The sequence below is a fragment of the Deltaproteobacteria bacterium genome, assembly GCA_029210625.1.
In the GTDB taxonomy this organism is placed as follows: domain Bacteria; phylum Myxococcota; class Myxococcia; order SLRQ01; family SLRQ01; genus JARGFU01.
On the sequence record JARGFU010000015.1, the window covers coordinates 122,168 to 137,387 of the forward strand.

The following is a 15,220-nucleotide window of genomic DNA, read 5'->3' on the forward strand; positions in this document are numbered from 1 at the left end:
CGGTCCGCTCATGGCGCGCATCCTGATCATCGACGACAACGAGACGATGCGGGAGGGCATGGCCCTCACGCTCGCCAAGCTCGGCCACGAGATCGTCACCGCCCCCGGGGGGGAGGCGGGGATCGCCGCCTACGAGAAGAAGCGCGCCGACTTCGTCGTCACCGACCTGAAGATGGAGCCGGTCGACGGGGTCGAGGTCCTTCGCCGGGTGAAGGAGCTCGATCCGGCCGGCATGGTCATGGTGGTCACCGCCTTCGGCACCATCGAGACCGCCGTCGAGGCGATGAAGCTCGGCGCCTTCGACTTCCTCACCAAGCCCTTCACCCCCGAGGTGCTGCGCGAGAAGGTGAAGAAGGCCCTCGAGGTCGCCTCGATGCGCGAGGAGTGCGGCCGGCTGCAGGACGAGAACCACGCCCTGCGCCAGCACGCCGGCGAGGACCTCTCCAGCATCGAGGCCATCGTCGGGGAGTCCCCGGTGATGGAGGAGGTCTTCAAGGCAATCCGCAAGGTCGCGCCGACCGACGCCTCGGTGCACGTGCACGGCGAGTCGGGCACCGGCAAGGAGCTGGTGGCCAAGGCCATCCACGCCCTCTCCACCCGCGCCGACGGACCCTTCATCAAGGTCAACTGCGGTGCGCTGACCGAGACCCTCCTCGAGTCGGAGCTCTTCGGCCACGAGAAGGGCTCCTTCACCGGCGCCGTGAAGCGCAAGCTCGGCCGCTTCGAGCTCGCGCACGGCGGCACGATTTTCCTCGACGAGATCGGCGACATCACCCCCTCCCTCCAGCTCAAGCTCCTGCGCGTGCTGCAGGAGCACGAGTTCGAGCGGGTGGGCGGCGAGAAGACCATCCAGGTCGACGTCCGGGTCGTCTCGGCGACCAACAAGAAGCTCCAGGACGAGGTCGAGCGCGGCGCCTTTCGCGAGGACCTCTTCTACCGCCTCCACGTGGTGCCGATGACCCTGCCGGCCCTGCGCGAGCGCGGCGACGACGTGCTCTTGCTGGCCCGCACCTTCTGCGAGGCCATCGGCAAGCGGATGGGCCGCGAGGCGCGCGGCTTCACCGCGGAGGCGGAAGGCCTCCTGCGCCGCTACCCCTGGCCCGGCAACGTCCGCGAGCTCGAGAACGCCGTCGAGCAGGCCCTGGTCTTCGCCGAGGGCGACACCATCGAGGCCGACAACCTCCCGGCCTACCTCTCCCAGAAGAGCCGCACCGAGCTCTTCGCCCTGCCCTCCCGGAGCGTGCCCCTGCCCCAGATCCTCGACGATCTGGAACGGCAGCTGATCCTGCAGGCCTACGAGAAGGCCGGCGGCGTGAAGACCGAGACCGCCCGCCTCCTCGGCGTGAAGACCAGCGCCCTCTACTACAAGCTCGACAAGTACGGGTTGCGAGACCCCGACGACTCCGAGCCCCCCGACGCCGAGGCCTAGGCCCGGCCCCTCACCGCCACGAGCTTCTCGATCAGGGGATCGCAGAACTCGCGGCCCCGCAGCTGCGCGAGCCAGTCCCCGGGGAGGGCCTCGAAGCCGTGGACGATCCCGGCGATCCCGCCGGCGATGCAGGCGGTGGTGTCGGTGTCGTTCCCCAGGGCGATCGCCGCCTGCACGACGCCGCGGTAGCCGCCGCCCTCCTCGAGGGCGAGGCGCGCGGAGTGGAGGGCGTCGACGACGTAGCCGCTGCCCTGCCCGCCCGGCGGCCGGTCGGCCCCGAGGGGCCCCATCAGCTCGGCGGGCGCGCCCTCCACCTCCAGCGTCTCGGCCCGGACGATCGCGACGGCCCGGGACCACGCGTCCTCGAGGTCGGGCTCCTCGGTTAGGAGCAGGAGACGGGCCCACACGCAGTAGAGGGCGCAGCAGAGCTGCGAGCGCAGGTGGCCGTGGGTGGGCAGGCCCTGGGCCATCGCGTCGTGCACCAGCTCGGCGTCGGAGCCCCGGTGCCAGAGCGCCAGGGGCAGCGCCCGCATCAGGCTGCCGTTGCCGTTCTTGCGCTCACCGGCGGGGCCGGTGGTGTGGGCCGGCCGGCCGGCGCGCAGGGCGTCGATGGCCTCCCGGGTCTGGATCCCCACGTCGAAGATGTCGGCGTCGACCGCCAGGTAGCCCTCGTCCAGCCAGCGGACGATGCGGCCGCCGAGGTCCGGGAGGTCGAGGCGCCCGCAGGCGAGCAGCGAGTCGAGGAGGCAGAGGGCCTGGGCGCCGTCGTCGCTCCAGGTGCCCGGCGGCACCCTGGCGTGAGCCCGCCGGAAGGAGAAGCCCTCGGGTGGGACGAGCTCGATCCGGTCGCGGGGCGGCAGCCGCTCCGGCGCGTTGAACTCGTAGGGCACGCCCACCGCGTCGGCGAGGAGCAGGCCCAGGACACCACCACGAAGCCGGGACCCGAGAGGAAGCATGGGACGAGCCTACGCCGGACCTGTGACGGATCAGGGCCTGGGGTGCGCCATCAGCCAGTCGTAGATCACGCCGGCCCAGTCGCTGCGGAAGGTGGGCAGGTGGCTGCCCGCCTCGATCCGCCAGAGCTCGGCGGCGCCGGTGGCCGGGCAGCCCTCGTGGACGATCCGGGTGGTCTCGGCGCCCAGCAGGTCGTTGACGAGGTCGAGGTCGGGGGTCAGCGCCGTCGTGGTGGCGTCGCAGCCGTTGAGGGTGGCCCAGGTATCGACGGTCTCCACCGCGCCCGGGTACTCGAAGCCCATGTTCCAGCCGCCGCCGTAGAGGATCACCGCGTCGAGGGTGCCGTGGATCTGCAGCACCGAGACCGGCTCGGCGGGATCGCAGAGGCTCTCGTCCTTCCAGACCGCGCCGGCCAGGGAGGCGATGGCTGCGACGCGCCCCGGGCGCTCGCAGGCCATCCGGTGCGACATGAAGCCGCCGTTGGAGTGCCCGACGAAGAAGACCCGCTTCGGATCGATGAGGTACTGGCTCTCGATGTCGTCGAGGACCGCCTCGAGGTAGGCCACGTCGTCGACGTCCGAGCCGAAGCCGCAGCAGGCGTCGGTGGCGTTCCAGAAGCGCTGGAGGGTCGCGTTGAAGGTGCCGTCCGGCAGGGCCACGAAGAAGCCCCGCTGGCGGGCCAGCGCCGACATCCCGAAGTAGAGATCCTGGGTCACCGCGTCGGCGGTGAAGCCGTGGAGGAGGAAGACCAGGGGCAGGGCCGCGCTGCCGTCGTAGGCGTCCGGCACGGTCAGGCCGTAGGGCCGGTCCTCGACCAGGCTGCCGCCGTCGGTGCCGCCCCCATCGAGGCCTCCGTCACTCCCACCGTCCTCGCTGCCCGCGTCGGCCCCGCCGTCGGTCCCGGCGTCGGTGGTCCCGCCGTCGGTCGCCGAGGGCTCCGAGGGGCCACAGGCGGCCGCCAGCAGCAGCGGCAGGAGGAGGAGGCGCCAGCGCATCGTCGGGGGCTACTTGGCCGGCGGCGGCGGCGCGGCGAGCTTGCGCAGCTTGCCCTCGGGATCGCACTTGGAGGCCGCCTGGAGGTCGGGGGCCGCGATGGCGCAGTCCATCACCTCGACGATCTCGGGGTTCTCCTTCACCGTCTCCAGGCAGTTCTGCACCATCTGGGGGCGGTTCTTCTTCATCTCCGCCTCCATCGTCGCGTTCATCTCGGCGACCTTCTCGGCCGGCATCATCTTCGAGAGCGCCTTGGTCATCTCCTGGGCGATCTCGAAGGCCTTGTCGGTCATCTTCTCGCAGCGCTCCTGGTCCTTGTTCGGACAGCCGGTGGCGAGGAGGAGCGCAGAGGCGAGGCCGAGGGCGGCGAGGCGGGAGGCGAGGTGCATGGGGGGTCCCTTCGCTGGGGGTTGTTCGGGCCCGGGCAGGCTAGCCGGAGAGCAGGTGGAAGGCGAGGAAGGCGGCGCCGAGGACGGCCAGGCCGACCAGGACGATCTTCACCCAGGAGACGGGCTTCTTGCCGATGACCACCGCGTCGTCCTGCCCGTGGACGATCACCCGGTAGAGCTCGTCCTTGTAGCGGTAGGCCAGCACGTGGGCCGGGAAGGCGAAGCGGCGGGTGAGCAGTCGGCTGATCTTGGCGACGACGTGCAGGTTGCGCTGCCGGCTGCCCGGCACCCAGGAGGAGGCGTGATCGGCCGCCACCGAGTCGATGGCCCGGGCGACGACGGCCCGCGCGCCCGAGCGCGAGAGGTCGAAGGTCTCCTTCACCACCCCCGGCATCGGGTGGGCCTCGGCCTCGGCGCTCGAGAGGTCGTAGGCCCGCGCCAGGGCGGCGACCTCGCGCTCGTCGAGGCCGCGCGAGGCGCTGACGACGATGTCGTCGAGCTGCAGGGACCGCTGCCCGGCGTGGGGGGCCCAGTCGGCCCTGCCGTGGCCGGCGTCGGAGTCGGCGGACCAGCTCACCAGGGCCTCGGCGTCGAAGGCCCAGCCCACCCACCACAGGGGCTTGAGGGAGTCGAAGGTGGCGACGCGGGAGAGATCGTTCGGACGGAAGAAGCCGTTCTTCGAGAGCCAGCGGGTGAGCGCCGCCCGTGCGCGCACGTCGTCCACCCGGAAGGGGAGCCAGCCGTCGGGCTGCTCGGGGGGATCCTCGCGCTCCTCGAGGGCCGTCACCGAGCCGCAGAAGGCGCAGCGCGGGGCCTGCACCTCGACGTCGTAGGCCACCGCCGCGTGGCAGCTGCCGCAGCGCACGATGGTCGCCTTCACGCCCTCCCGGGCCTCGGCGGGCGGCGGGCAGGGCAGCGCGCAGACCGGGCAGCGCAGGTCCGAGTCGTAGAGCGGGCTCTCGCAGCGGGGGCAGGGGTGGGTGTCCATCTACATCCCCCCCGAGCCGATCACGACCGCGGCCACGATCCCGCCCACGACGGCCAGGCCCAGCAGCACCGCGAGGCTCACCTTCAGCCAGGAGATCGGCCGCTTCGCGCTCACCTTGCCGGTCTGCCCGTTGACCAGGAGGCGCACCAGCTTCTGCTGCGCCTCCGGCGCCTCCCGGGGGTAGCGCACCGGCAGGGTCCAGACCGGCACCAGCAGCGGCTCGAGGTGCTCGTCGCTCACCGAGGTGCAGGCCTCGAGGCCCCGCTGCTCGTCGCCGGGGAGGAAGGCGGCGATGCGCCGCTCGGCCTGGTCGCTCACCTCCTGCCGCGCCAGCTCCCGGCAGGCCTCCGGCGTCAGGGAGGGCTCCTCGCTGGCCCAGCCCGAGACCAGGTCGGGGCGGTAGCGCTGGAGCTTGCCCAGGAGGAAGGGCTCGACGCTCTCGAGCAGCTCGTTGGGCACGCCCCGGGAGGCGGTCACCACCTCGTCGGTGGACCAGGCGGTGTAGCGGCCTCGCAGGGAGCACCACTCGGTCTTCACCTCGGTCTTCGTCTTCCCGTCGCGGCCGCGGGTCTGCACCGTGTAGCGCTCCCCGATGTCGACGCGGTACTCGGCGTCGAAGGCGGCCGTGTAGAGGTAGGCGGGCAGGTAGACCCCGCGCACGTCCTCCACCGGCGCGCGCCGGAAGGCGCCGGGCGACCAGAAGGATCCCTTCACGAAGGCCCGCGCCTCCTCCAGCGCCTTCGCCGGCAGCACCTCGAAGGGCAGCACGAAGGTGGGGTTGGGCCTCCCCTCCTGGGGGGGCCGCTCGATCACCTGCGGGGAGCCGCAGTAGAGGCACCGGCCGGTGCGCTGATCGGCCTCCAGCTCCAGGCGAGCCCCGCAGCTCTGGCACTCCAGGCCTTCCATCGTAGGCCTCCGATAGCAGCCTTGTGCTGACGAGACCACGGTACGATCATGGAAGCGATGGCCCGGAGCACCCAGACCACCCACGATCTGCGCGAGCAGCTCCTCGCCCGGCTCGCCCGGGAGGATCCCGAGCTGCTGGAGGCAGCGTCGGAGGTCGATCGCACGCTCCTGCGCGACTCCCTCGCGCGCTCCCCCCTGGAGCGGTTGCGCGCGGCCACGAGATACCGCCGGGCGCTCGCGAGGTTCCGCCGTGTCCGACCCGACTGAGGCAGACCTCGGCGCCCTGATCGAGGCTCTCCTCGACGCCGAGGTGCGCTTCGCGGTGGTCGGCGGAGCCGCGGCCATCCTCCACGGCGCCCCGACCTCCACCCTGGATCTCGACATCCTGGTCGAGCGATCGAAGGAGAACGCCGAGCGCCTGGCGAGGGTCGCGGAGGAGCTCGAGGCGACCATCCGCGACGCCACCGAGCGCCGGCTTCGCCCGACCCGCGCCCTCTTCGAGACCGTGCGTCAGCTGCTCCTCTCCACCCGGCTCGGCCCCCTCGACGTGCTGGGTGAGCTTCACGACGGTCGGGGCTTGAGCGAGGTGATGGAGGCGACGGTCGTCCTGGAGGACGGGGAGCGAAGGATCCGCGTGATCGACCTCCCGACCCTCCTCGAAATCAAGTCCTCCACCGGGCGGACCAAGGACCGGCTGGTCGTACCCCTGCTCCTGGCCCTCCTGGAGGAGCGGGAGACCTGAATCCGGTGTCCTACCCGGGCCTACCTCCCCTTCCACGAGATCCGCAGGATCCGTGGTTGGGGGAGCCGATCGTCAGGATTCTGAGGGGCGGATTGGACGGCGGCCGCCTCGCGGGGTAATGATTTCGAACACTTAGGGGGCGCCCTCCCCTGGCACCCCCGTTGCACTTTCCGGTCGACGAAATGCGACGCCTCCTGACCCTGACCATCGCCCTCACCCTCGCCGGCGCGGCCCAAGCCGCACCGCAGACGAGCGGGCTGGCGGTGCAGCGTCAGGAGGTCGTCGCGCTCGATTCCCGGCGCATGACCTTCGCCGGCCAGCGGGTGCGCCTCGAGACCGAGCTCGACGGGCTCTCCACCGAGATCGCCGCCCTCAAGTCGAAGTCCGGCTCGCTCCTCGGCGGCGGCGCCCTCGACGCGAAGCTGGTCCGCTCCCGCGAGCTCTCCGCCCAGATCGACGCGCTGCGCGAGCAGGAGGGCCAGGTCCTCCACAAGCTCGAGCGCAAGGCCGAGGCCCTCCTCGGCGCCTACGACGCTCAGGTCGCCGAGGTCCGCGCCACCCTCGAGGGTGCCAAGGGCCAGGAGCGCCAGGCCGCCCTCACCGAGCTCGCCCGCCTCGAGCAGGAGCGTAGCCAGGTGCGCGCCGGCCTCGACCGCCTCTCCCCCGACGCCCGCGGCTATTCCGACCACAAGCTGGAGCGGACCGGCGCCCTCGGTCACAAGCTCGAGCGCGAGGGCACCCTCTCTCACAAGCTCGAGAAGGAGGATCCCGACTCCCTGCGCGCCGAGGCCGATCGCCTGCGGGACACCCGGGATCGCCTCCTGCGCCGCATCAAGCAGCTGCAGCGCCGCTCCGACGAGCTGCGGGCCCAGGCCGAGCTCGAGGTCGAGATGCGCAGCTTCCAGGCCGAGACCAGCCTCTTCGACGAGACCGACTTCTCGGTGGTCCGCATGACCTCCACGGTCTCGCGGGCCAAGGGCGGCGCCCTCGAGGCGACCTCGGCCGACACCGGCGGCCCGGGCGACTACGCGGCCGGCGGCGGCGCCCCGGCGCCGAACGACGGCACCGCCGAGAACGGCGACCCCACCGCCGGCGCCTTCAGCCTCGACGGCGACACCTCCCGCAGCAGCGGCGAGGCCACCACCGCCGCGGTCGCGGGCTACGACGACACCGAGGCCTACTTCCAGCTCGGCCGCCAGGCCGGCCGCGCCGAGAACCTCGAGGCCGCCGGCGCCCTCCTCCTCGACGAGGGTGAGGGCTCGAGCGAGACCCTCGAGAGCCGGCAGGCCGAGATGAAGCGCCTGGCCGAGCGCCTCGAGGCGCGGGCGAAGAAGCTCGACGCCGAGGCGAGCGGGCTCGAGCGCTAGCGGGCTGCGAGCTACGAGCTGCGAGCTCTGATGGCCCGGGCTTTCAGCGTGGAGCCTTGGGCTCGAAGCTCATAGCTCGTAGCTCATAGCTCGCAGCCCTCACGCCATCAGCACGTCCGCGATCATCAGCACCAGCGCCACGACCTGCACCATGAACATCGTGAAGCGTGCGTTGACGATCACGGGCGCGAGCGAGATCAGGTGGAAGCTGGTCTGCAGCACCCTCGCCGCCAGGTAGATCCCGGCGAAGGCGTCCAGCCCCGAGGTGTGCTGACCGCTGACCTCGGCGACCAGCACCACCGTCGCGAAGAGGGGGAGGTTCTCCACGCAGTTGAGGTGAGCCCGCCAGAGCCGCCGGTAGAAGGGTCCCCCGTGGGGCTCGTCGGCCGGGAACTCGTTCGAGCGCTTCTCTCCCTTGAGGACCGCCGCCACCCGCATGGCGGCGATGGCGACGACCAGGAGAGCGGTCCAGGCGACGAAGAGGAGGAGATAGAGGAGAGCATCACTCATGTCCCCACATTAGCCGGGGAGACCGCGAGCGACCGATCCCTCCCGGGAGAAGCCGTGTACGTTCACGTGCACGTGCACGTGCACGGCCTCTCCCCCGGCGCGATCCCTCAGCCGACGAACGCCTCCGATGAGAACTCCAGCACCCTGCTCTTCCCCTTCCCCAGCTTCACCTCCCAGATCACCTCCGAGCGGTTGTTCGGCCCGCTGCCGTCGGAGAGCTTCACCCTCGCGCCTTCCGCGCCGGTGACCTTCCCCTCGGTCTCGAGGCGCACCCGCAGGGTGGCGTTGCGGCCCAGGAGGGAGTCGAGCTTCAGCTCGCCCTTGCGCTTCACCCGGTACCAGCTGCGGCCGAGGTGAGCCTCCGCCTTGGAGGCCCGGTAGGTCTCCTCCTCCTCCAGGCTCGCCCGCAGGTTCACCGCGACGGTCAGCGGCAGCAGGGTCCGCCCGCCCTTCGGGGTATAGGTCAGCAGCTCCTGGGCCACGGGGATGCCGTCGCGCATCACCAGCACCGGGCCGGTGGTCCAGGCCTGGCCGCCGGGGTTCGTCAGCTCGAGTTGGTGCCAGATCTCGTTCCGCGAGAGCTGCAGGGGGCCGCGGCTGCGCGCGCCGCGCGCCGCGTCGAGGGAGAGGTCGAGGGTGTGGAGGTGGGTCAGGGAGAGGGAGCGCTCCCAGAGGGGCACGCTCATCCGGGCCCCCTTCGGCAGGGAGAGCGGCGCGAGGTGGTAGACCTCGAGGTCCTGGGGGGCGTCGGGGGGCAGGTCGGGGCCCGCGTAGTCGCCGCCGCCGCTCGCGTCGGCCACCCGGTGCTCGCTCGCCCGCTGGGAGAAGAGGGCGTTCGAGAGATCGTTGCCCATCCCCATCAGCCCCGGGGCGGTGCGGCCGAGGACGTCGCGCAGGGCGCGCTCGAGGGTCAGCGGTGAGGCCACGCTCTTGAAGCGGAAGTTGGGCACGCCCACCACCAGATCGATCCGGGTGCCCGCGAGGCTCTCGACCTCGTTGAGGAGCTCGGCCTGCAGGGCCAGATCACCACGCTCCTCGCCCTCGAGCTCGAGCCGGTAGGTGGGGATCCAGCGGATGCCCGGGGCGAAGTACATGATCGAGAGCTCGATCTCCTTGCCCGCGGCCTGCTCGCCGAAGTCGAAGACCAGCCGCTTCTCCGCCACCCGCTCCCGGCGCTCGAGGGTGCAGCGGGTCGAGAGGCCCTTGCCGCGGATCCTCCGCACCTCGGAGAGGGGCAGCACGAGCTGCTCCCCGCCGTCCTGCTCCAGGAGGAGGAGGCCTCCGCCGCGCATCGGCTCGCCGGGGACGTGCACGCCGGCGAGCTCGCCCTCCCCGCCCGGCGCGGCGGGCCGCTCGAGGAGCCCGGCGAGCTTGCCCCGCAGCTCCTCGTCGGCGAGCTGGAGGACGACCTCCCGGCCCGGGTTGCGCCGCACCAGCTCGGCGGTGTCCACGCAGGGCGCGTCCTCCCGCTCCCGGGTCTCGGCCTCGAACTGCTCGGCCCGCATGGCCTTGAGCTCGGCCTTCTTCGCCGTGGCCCAGAAGGAGCCGAGCACCGCGCCCTCGGGGATGGCGGTGGTGTAGACGGTGCCGTCGGCGGCGACGGTGGCCTTCGCGCGGCGGGTGAAGAGGCCGTAGCCGTCCTTGAAGATGGCGACGCGCTCGACCCGCTCCTCGAGGCGGCCGTCGCGGCGCGGCGCGGGCGCCGGTCGGGGCCGGGCGCCGGCCGCGCTGGCAGCGGCCTCGGCCGGGGCGAGGCAGGAGAGCCCGGGCAGGCAGAAGGGGAGGAGCAGGGCGGCGAGGACGGCGAGGCGAGCGCGATGGTTCATGACGAACCTCCTTTCGCGCTCGACCCTAGGCCCTCGTCCTTCCGGCTTGGGTAAAGCGCCGGTAACGGACTACTCTCGGCCCTCCAAAGGGGGATCCGATGACGACCACGCTCTCGTCCCGCATCGAAGCCGTCACCGTCTACCGCATGGGCGCGCTGGTGCGCCGCCGTGCCGAGCTCATCCCGGAGCAGGGCGAGCTGCCCGGCAAGGTGGTGCTCGGCGGCCTGCCCCTCTGCCTCGACGAGCGCAGCCTGCGGGTGCGCCTCGAGCGCGAGCAGGGGCCGGCGCCGGTGGCGACGGATCTGAAGGTCGGCCTCGCGCTCCACGAGCCCGACCCCGAGCTGCCCCCGGCCGACGACACGGCGCTGCGCGCGGCGCGGGTCGAGGAGCGCAAGGCCCTCGACCTGCTCACCCTGCTGCGGGACGAGCTGCAGCGCGTCCTGGACCTGGAGGTCGAGGGGCGGCCCGAGCCCGAGGAGGGCAAGGCGCCGCTCCCCTCGCCGGTGGAGGGGAGGCTCTCCCTCCTCGCCTTCCGCGAGCGGGAGGCCCTGCGCCTGCACCAGGAGCTCGCGGCGGCCGCCGAGGCCCTGCGGGTGAAGCGGGAGCAGCGCCAGGAGCTCGAGAGCCAGCGCGCCGCGGCCAGCAACGCCCGCCAGAACCGGGCCGAGGAGCTGCGCAAGACCGTGGAGGTCGGCCTGCGGCCGGTCGAGGGCAGCGGCAGCGGCGCGGTGCACCTCACCGTGGAGTACCTGATCCCGGGCGCCCACTGGTCGCCCTCCTACGACCTCGTGCTCGATCCCGACCTCGGGGGCGGGCGCCTCGCGGTGCGGGCGGCGGTGCGGCAGCGCAGCGGCGAGGACTGGCGGGGCGTGCACCTCACCCTCTCCACCGCCGAGGCGCAGGCCTGGACCGAGCTGCCCGAGCTCAAGGCCATCCGCATCGGCCGCCGCCAGGCCGCGCCGCCCCGGGTGGGCTGGCGGCCGCCTCCCTCGGGGGCGGAGGCCCTCTACGCGGATCACGACGCGGTCTTCCGCCATGCGCCCCCTCCGCCGCCGCCGGTGCAGCCCGCTCCGGTCTCGGGCGCCGGCTACGGCAATCAGGGCGCCGTCGGCGGGATGCTCGAGCAGGCCGCGACCCGCTCGATGGTGGCGGACGACTACGACGACGACGTCGACTACGCGATGGACGACGCGCTCCCCGCCGCCGAGCCCCCCGAGGAGCTCTGGGAGGAGGAGCTCGCCGCGGGGGCCGCGCCCGACCTGGAGATGGCCCTCCCTCCCCCGGCCCCGATGGCCCCCTCCCCGGCCGGCGCGCCGCCTCCTCCCGTCCGGGCCCGCAAGACCATGGCCTTCGGCCGCGGCGCCCCCGAGGCGAAGAAGAAGGCCCGGGCGCCGCACAAGAGCGACCGCGGCGGCGGCGCCTTCGGCGGCGAGGACGAGGGCGGCCTCGAGGCCCGCGCCGACCTCCTCGAGTACGGCGCCCTGCGGATGCGCCCGCCGGGCGATCCGGGGCGGGGCAAGCTGGTGCCGGTCTCCGGCGCCGAGATCACCCTCCAGCTGGTCCAGGCCCTGCAGCTCACGGTGAAGGTGGACGCCGCCGGCATCATCGGGCGCGCCCTCGACCAGGCTCGCGGCGTCGCCTCCCTCGACCTGCCCGGCGGCCACGTCTGGCCCCACAGCCAGGCGGGCTACGACTACGCCTACGAGGCCGCCCACCCGGTGGACGTCCCCTCGGACGGCGCGGCCCACACCCTCGCCCTGATGGAGGCGAAGGGCGAGGCGAAGGCGCGCTACGTCTGCGTGCCCCGGGAGAGCCAGGACGTCTTCCGGCAGGTGTCCTTCCACAACCCCCTCGACGCGCCCCTCCTCGACGGGCCGGTGGACGTGGCGGTGGGCGAGGACTACCTGCTCACCACCCGGGCCCGGAACACCCCGGCCAAGGGTGAGCTGGAGCTGGGCCTCGGCGTCGAGCAGGCGATCAAGGTCGCCCGCAACGTGCGCTTCGAGGAGGAGAGCAAGGGCCTGGTGCTCACCAAGCTCGGCCTGGAGCACGCCATCGAGGTCGAGCTCACCAGCCACCTCTCCACCCCGGTCGAGGTCGAGGTCCGCGAGCGCCTGCCGGTCGCGGTCGAGAACGACGACGACGTCGAGGTCGAGGAGCTCTCGGTGACGCCGGCCTGGGAGGACTTCGAGCAGGAGCCCCCGGTGAAGGGCGGCAAGCGCTGGCGCCTCACCCTGCCTCCCGCCGAGAAGACGGTGCTGCGCGCCAGCTACCGGATCAACATCCCCAAGAGCCACGAGCTGGTCGGCGGCAACCGCCGGGAGGTGTCGTGATGAAGATCGAGCTGCCGATCCAGGAGGTCACCCTCCTCGAGGACCGCGCCCACGTGGTGCGGACAGGACGCGTCGAGGTCGAGGCCGGGAAGACCACCCTCGTGATCGAGGACGTCGCGCCGGTGATCGTGGACAAGACCCTCGCGGTGAAGATCGAGGAGGGCGCGGCCAGCTGCGGCAAGGCCCGCGTCCTGCGCCGCCGGGTGGTGCTCGCCGCCGACAAGCCCGAGGAGCTCGCGGCCCTCGACGAGAGGCTGCGCGCGCTGCAGGCCGAGCACGACCTCGAGGAGGCCCGGCGCGACCTGCTGCAGGGCCAGCTCGCCCTCCTCGGTGAGCTCTCCGAGCACCGGCTCGGCGAGATCGCCGAGGACGCCGGCTGGGAGCGCATCGAGATCGATCGCTGGACCGAGCAGGGCAAGCGCCTCCACGAGGAGAGCCGGGGCTGCCAGCAGGCGATCCTCGTCGCCGAGCAGAAGCTGGAGAAGCTCGACGAGCGAGCCGCCGATCTGCGGCGGCAGCGCGCGGCGCTGGCCTCCCCCACCCTCTTCCACCGCAGCTCGATCGAGCTCGAGCTCCACGCCGAGAGCGCCGGCGAGCTGAAGCTGCGCCTCACCTACCTGGTGCCCGGCGCCTGCTGGCGGCCCTACCACCGGGCCCAGCTCGTCGAGTCCGCGGTGGGCGCGAGGCTGCACTTCGAGTCGGACGGCTGCGTCTGGCAGAACACCGGTGAGGACTGGAGCGACGTGCAGCTCTACTTCTCCACCGAGCGGCCCTCCCTCGGCGTCGAGGTGCCGAGGCTCTCCACCGACACCCTCCACGCCCGGAAGGTGGGCTCGACCGTCGCGGTCGAGGCGCGCGAGGAGAAGATCCACACCTCCGGCCTGGGCGGCGGTGGCAAGGTCTCCCCGGAGGTGCCGGGCATCGACGACGGCGGCGAGGTGCGCAAGCTGAAGGCGAAGGCCCTGGCCTCCGTCCCCTCCGACGGCCGCCCCTACCGGGTGCCGGTCCTCGCCTTCGAGAGCCCGGCGAAGGTCGAGCTTCGCCTCGCGGCCGAGCTCACCCCGGCGGTGATCCTCCGCAGCGAGCAGAAGAGCGAGGCCTCCCTGCCCCTGCTCGCCGGCCCCGTGGACCTCGTCCGCGAGAGCGGCCCCGTCGGCCGCACCAGCATCCTCTACGTCGCCCCCGGCGAGACCTTCGAGCTCGGCTGGGGACCGGAGGCCTCCCTGCGGGTGCACCGGGAGCAGCGCGAGCTGGACGAGGAGTCGAGGCTCCTCTCCTCCTGGACCAAGGCCCGCCACCGGGTCACGGTGCGCCTCTCGAACATCGGCCCGCAGGCCCGCACGGTCTCGGTGCGCGAGCGCATCCCCGTCTCCGAGGTCGAGAAGGTGAAGATCGAGCTCGAGAGGAAGGAGACCACCGGCGAGGTGAGGCCGGACGCCGACGGCCTCCTCGAGTGGACGGTCGAGCTGAAGCCCTACGGCCGGGAGAAGATCGAGCTGGGCTACGAGGTCGCCCGCCACTCGGACGTGGTCGGGCTCTGAGGGGTCGGGCGGAGAGCAGGGCCTCCTGGTGGGCGCCGCCGGGAGGCCGAGGCCTCTTCGAGATGGCCTCCAGGGCACCCGGCGCGCTACTCCGGGAAGAAGGTGCAGGACGACGGTCGCGCCCCGGTCCCGGGATCGGAGACCAGCGCGCAGCCGGGGCCGGCGAGCCGCACCGAGGTGCCGTCGTCGCACTCGAACCGGCCCGTCCCGGCCTCCTCGCCGGCGACACAGTGGCTGCCCGGCGTGATGATGGCCCAGATGCCCTCCGGGGAACCGGCTCGGTCCCCGGCGGAGCAGGTGACGAAGCGGACCGGCGAGTCAGCGGGCGTGTCGACCCGGCACTGGTCGGTCCTCGTGTCGGCGGCCACGCCGGCGACGACCCCGACGGTGGCGATGAGGGCGAGCCCCCCTGTGATGCGCATCGACATGGTCGTTCTCCCCTTCGTGAGTGAGCTCAGATCCCGACGTGGTTGCACACCGCGGACCAGGAAGCGGCGTCGAGGACCTCGGCCGCGAGGTGGCACATGCCGTCGAGGACCTCGGCGGGGGCGTTGGCCTTGAGCCCGGTGAAGAGGGCGCTTCGCTCGGCGATGTTCATCGCCGGCAGCATGAAGGCCATGAACTCGGCGAGGCGCGGCGGCGGGATCGAGCCCCGCAGGTTGGCGCTGATCGCCAGGATCTGCTCGTCGGCCATCGCGGCCTGGATCACGGGCATCGCCTCGTTCTCCTCCCGGCTCATGTGGGTGAGGTAGGGGCCGACGAAGGCCGCGAGGGCGCCGTGGGCGAGGTGACCGGCCGTCATCCGGTCACCGGCGGCCGTCCAGGTGGCGAAGGCCGCCGCGACCTCCTCCAGTTGCGCGTGCAGGCGGGTGTGCTCCCCGGCGAGCTCCTCGGCCAGGTCCGGCCGGAGCTCCCGCAGGACGGGCTCGACCCACCTGTCCTCGTGCGCGGCGTGCTCCTTCAGCACGCTCTCGATGGCGCGAAACCGCTCCACCAGCTCGCCCACCGACGCCTCGTGCTCCGGAACCCGGCTCACTTTCGAGGTCTCCTGGTTTCCGACACGGCTCACGGCTCACGGCCCAGCGAGGTCTCCTTCGGACCCTGGGTCTGAAGAGGAGGAACAGTTCACATCGATCGCTCGCCGGTTTCCCGGATGAGCCGTGAGCCGTGAGCCGTGTCGGATCACCGTGGACCTCGAGAGCCCGCTCGGATCCCCGGCCCACTCCAGCTCCAACCAGGGGA

At 72.5% G+C, this 15,220-nt stretch carries 15 protein-coding genes; 6 read left to right on the top strand and 9 right to left on the bottom strand.

Translation table 11 applies throughout. The annotated features are described in order from the left end of the window. The first annotated feature begins 10 nt into the window (after positions 1 to 10). Positions 11 to 1,429 carry a sigma-54 dependent transcriptional regulator gene (locus tag P1V51_15500; GenBank protein ID MDF1564449.1) on the top strand — a complete coding sequence of 473 codons (1,419 nt, stop codon included), beginning with the start codon at positions 11 to 13 and terminating at the stop codon, positions 1,427 to 1,429. Here P1V51_15500 and P1V51_15505 read toward each other — a convergent pair. Genes P1V51_15505 through P1V51_15525 form a run of 5 tightly spaced genes read right to left on the bottom strand, consistent with a single transcriptional unit; the run spans position 1,426 to position 5,659 of the window. Further along, the gene (locus P1V51_15505; protein ID MDF1564450.1) at positions 1,426 to 2,385 is read right to left on the bottom strand and encodes an ADP-ribosylglycohydrolase family protein; all 960 of its coding nucleotides are present in this window, start codon (positions 2,383 to 2,385) and stop codon (positions 1,426 to 1,428) included. The two genes, P1V51_15500 and P1V51_15505, sit on opposite strands and share 4 nt — an antisense overlap. A gap of 30 nt (positions 2,386 to 2,415) precedes the next feature. After that, the gene (locus P1V51_15510; protein ID MDF1564451.1) at positions 2,416 to 3,378 is read right to left on the bottom strand and encodes an alpha/beta fold hydrolase; all 963 of its coding nucleotides are present in this window, start codon (positions 3,376 to 3,378) and stop codon (positions 2,416 to 2,418) included. A gap of 9 nt (positions 3,379 to 3,387) precedes the next feature. Then, a complete protein-coding gene (locus P1V51_15515; GenBank protein ID MDF1564452.1) occupies positions 3,388 to 3,765 on the bottom strand; it encodes a hypothetical protein in 378 nt (125 codons plus the stop codon). A gap of 40 nt (positions 3,766 to 3,805) precedes the next feature. Continuing rightward, positions 3,806 to 4,753 carry a zinc ribbon domain-containing protein gene (locus tag P1V51_15520; protein ID MDF1564453.1) on the bottom strand — a complete coding sequence of 316 codons (948 nt, stop codon included), beginning with the start codon at positions 4,751 to 4,753 and terminating at the stop codon, positions 3,806 to 3,808. After that, a complete protein-coding gene (locus P1V51_15525) occupies positions 4,754 to 5,659 on the bottom strand; it encodes a hypothetical protein (protein MDF1564454.1) in 906 nt (301 codons plus the stop codon). It lies immediately after the preceding gene. 57 nt (positions 5,660 to 5,716) lie between these two features. Here P1V51_15525 and P1V51_15530 point away from each other — a divergent pair, with 57 nt between their 5' ends. The 3 genes from P1V51_15530 (at position 5,717) to P1V51_15540 (ending at position 7,768) form a co-directional block, all read left to right on the top strand. Beyond that, positions 5,717 to 5,926, top strand: a complete 210-nt coding sequence (locus tag P1V51_15530; protein ID MDF1564455.1) for a hypothetical protein — start codon at positions 5,717 to 5,719, stop codon at positions 5,924 to 5,926. Continuing rightward, positions 5,910 to 6,401 carry a hypothetical protein gene (locus P1V51_15535; GenBank protein MDF1564456.1) on the top strand — a complete coding sequence of 164 codons (492 nt, stop codon included), beginning with the start codon at positions 5,910 to 5,912 and terminating at the stop codon, positions 6,399 to 6,401. Before P1V51_15530 ends, P1V51_15535 begins: the two co-directional genes overlap by 17 nt. Before the next feature lie 182 nt (positions 6,402 to 6,583). Then, positions 6,584 to 7,768, top strand: coding sequence for a hypothetical protein (locus P1V51_15540; protein ID MDF1564457.1), 1,185 nt, complete (start codon positions 6,584 to 6,586; stop codon positions 7,766 to 7,768). A gap of 99 nt (positions 7,769 to 7,867) precedes the next feature. On the opposite strand, the gene P1V51_15545 is transcribed toward P1V51_15540, so the two are convergent. Both P1V51_15545 and P1V51_15550 read right to left on the bottom strand, forming a co-directional pair. After that, positions 7,868 to 8,278 (bottom strand): MAPEG family protein, encoded by a 411-nt coding sequence (locus P1V51_15545; protein ID MDF1564458.1) that lies wholly within the window; start codon positions 8,276 to 8,278, stop codon positions 7,868 to 7,870. 107 nt (positions 8,279 to 8,385) lie between these two features. Then, entirely contained in the window at positions 8,386 to 10,104 is a 1,719-nt protein-coding gene (locus tag P1V51_15550; GenBank protein MDF1564459.1) for a hypothetical protein, read from the bottom strand. A gap of 98 nt (positions 10,105 to 10,202) precedes the next feature. Between P1V51_15550 and P1V51_15555 the strand changes: the two genes are divergently transcribed. Both P1V51_15555 and P1V51_15560 read left to right on the top strand, forming a co-directional pair. Further along, positions 10,203 to 12,437, top strand: a complete 2,235-nt coding sequence (locus tag P1V51_15555; GenBank protein ID MDF1564460.1) for a DUF4139 domain-containing protein — start codon at positions 10,203 to 10,205, stop codon at positions 12,435 to 12,437. After that, positions 12,437 to 13,978, top strand: coding sequence for a mucoidy inhibitor MuiA family protein (locus tag P1V51_15560; protein ID MDF1564461.1), 1,542 nt, complete (start codon positions 12,437 to 12,439; stop codon positions 13,976 to 13,978). The genes P1V51_15555 and P1V51_15560 overlap by 1 nt, the downstream gene beginning before the upstream one ends. Positions 13,979 to 14,064: 86 nt before the next feature. Here the strand turns inward: P1V51_15560 and P1V51_15565 are convergent, their stop codons facing one another. Together P1V51_15565 and P1V51_15570 are read right to left on the bottom strand one after the other, a co-directional pair. Beyond that, on the bottom strand, positions 14,065 to 14,400 hold the full coding sequence (locus P1V51_15565; GenBank protein ID MDF1564462.1) for a hypothetical protein: 336 nt from the start codon (positions 14,398 to 14,400) through the stop codon (positions 14,065 to 14,067). A 32-nt stretch (positions 14,401 to 14,432) separates the two neighbouring features. Continuing rightward, positions 14,433 to 15,014: a hemerythrin domain-containing protein gene (locus P1V51_15570; GenBank protein MDF1564463.1), complete on the bottom strand. Its 582-nt coding sequence runs from the start codon at positions 15,012 to 15,014 to the stop codon at positions 14,433 to 14,435. Positions 15,015 to 15,220: the final 206 nt, after the last annotated feature.

What these genes read in the sequence shown, in the direction of transcription:
- P1V51_15500 (MDF1564449.1), top strand. Translation starts at nt 11, where the DNA reads ATGGCGCGCATCCTGATCATCGACGACAACGAGACGATGCGGGAGGGC.
- P1V51_15505 (MDF1564450.1), bottom strand. Translation starts at nt 2,385, where the DNA reads ATGCTTCCTCTCGGGTCCCGGCTTCGTGGTGGTGTCCTGGGCCTGCTC.
- P1V51_15510 (MDF1564451.1), bottom strand. Translation starts at nt 3,378, where the DNA reads ATGCGCTGGCGCCTCCTCCTCCTGCCGCTGCTGCTGGCGGCCGCCTGT.
- P1V51_15515 (MDF1564452.1), bottom strand. Translation starts at nt 3,765, where the DNA reads ATGCACCTCGCCTCCCGCCTCGCCGCCCTCGGCCTCGCCTCTGCGCTC.
- P1V51_15520 (MDF1564453.1), bottom strand. Translation starts at nt 4,753, where the DNA reads ATGGACACCCACCCCTGCCCCCGCTGCGAGAGCCCGCTCTACGACTCG.
- P1V51_15525 (MDF1564454.1), bottom strand. Translation starts at nt 5,659, where the DNA reads ATGGAAGGCCTGGAGTGCCAGAGCTGCGGGGCTCGCCTGGAGCTGGAG.
- P1V51_15530 (MDF1564455.1), top strand. Translation starts at nt 5,717, where the DNA reads ATGGCCCGGAGCACCCAGACCACCCACGATCTGCGCGAGCAGCTCCTC.
- P1V51_15540 (MDF1564457.1), top strand. Translation starts at nt 6,584, where the DNA reads ATGCGACGCCTCCTGACCCTGACCATCGCCCTCACCCTCGCCGGCGCG.
- P1V51_15545 (MDF1564458.1), bottom strand. Translation starts at nt 8,278, where the DNA reads ATGAGTGATGCTCTCCTCTATCTCCTCCTCTTCGTCGCCTGGACCGCT.
- P1V51_15550 (MDF1564459.1), bottom strand. Translation starts at nt 10,104, where the DNA reads ATGAACCATCGCGCTCGCCTCGCCGTCCTCGCCGCCCTGCTCCTCCCC.
- P1V51_15555 (MDF1564460.1), top strand. Translation starts at nt 10,203, where the DNA reads ATGACGACCACGCTCTCGTCCCGCATCGAAGCCGTCACCGTCTACCGC.
- P1V51_15560 (MDF1564461.1), top strand. Translation starts at nt 12,437, where the DNA reads ATGAAGATCGAGCTGCCGATCCAGGAGGTCACCCTCCTCGAGGACCGC.
- P1V51_15565 (MDF1564462.1), bottom strand. Translation starts at nt 14,400, where the DNA reads ATGCGCATCACAGGGGGGCTCGCCCTCATCGCCACCGTCGGGGTCGTC.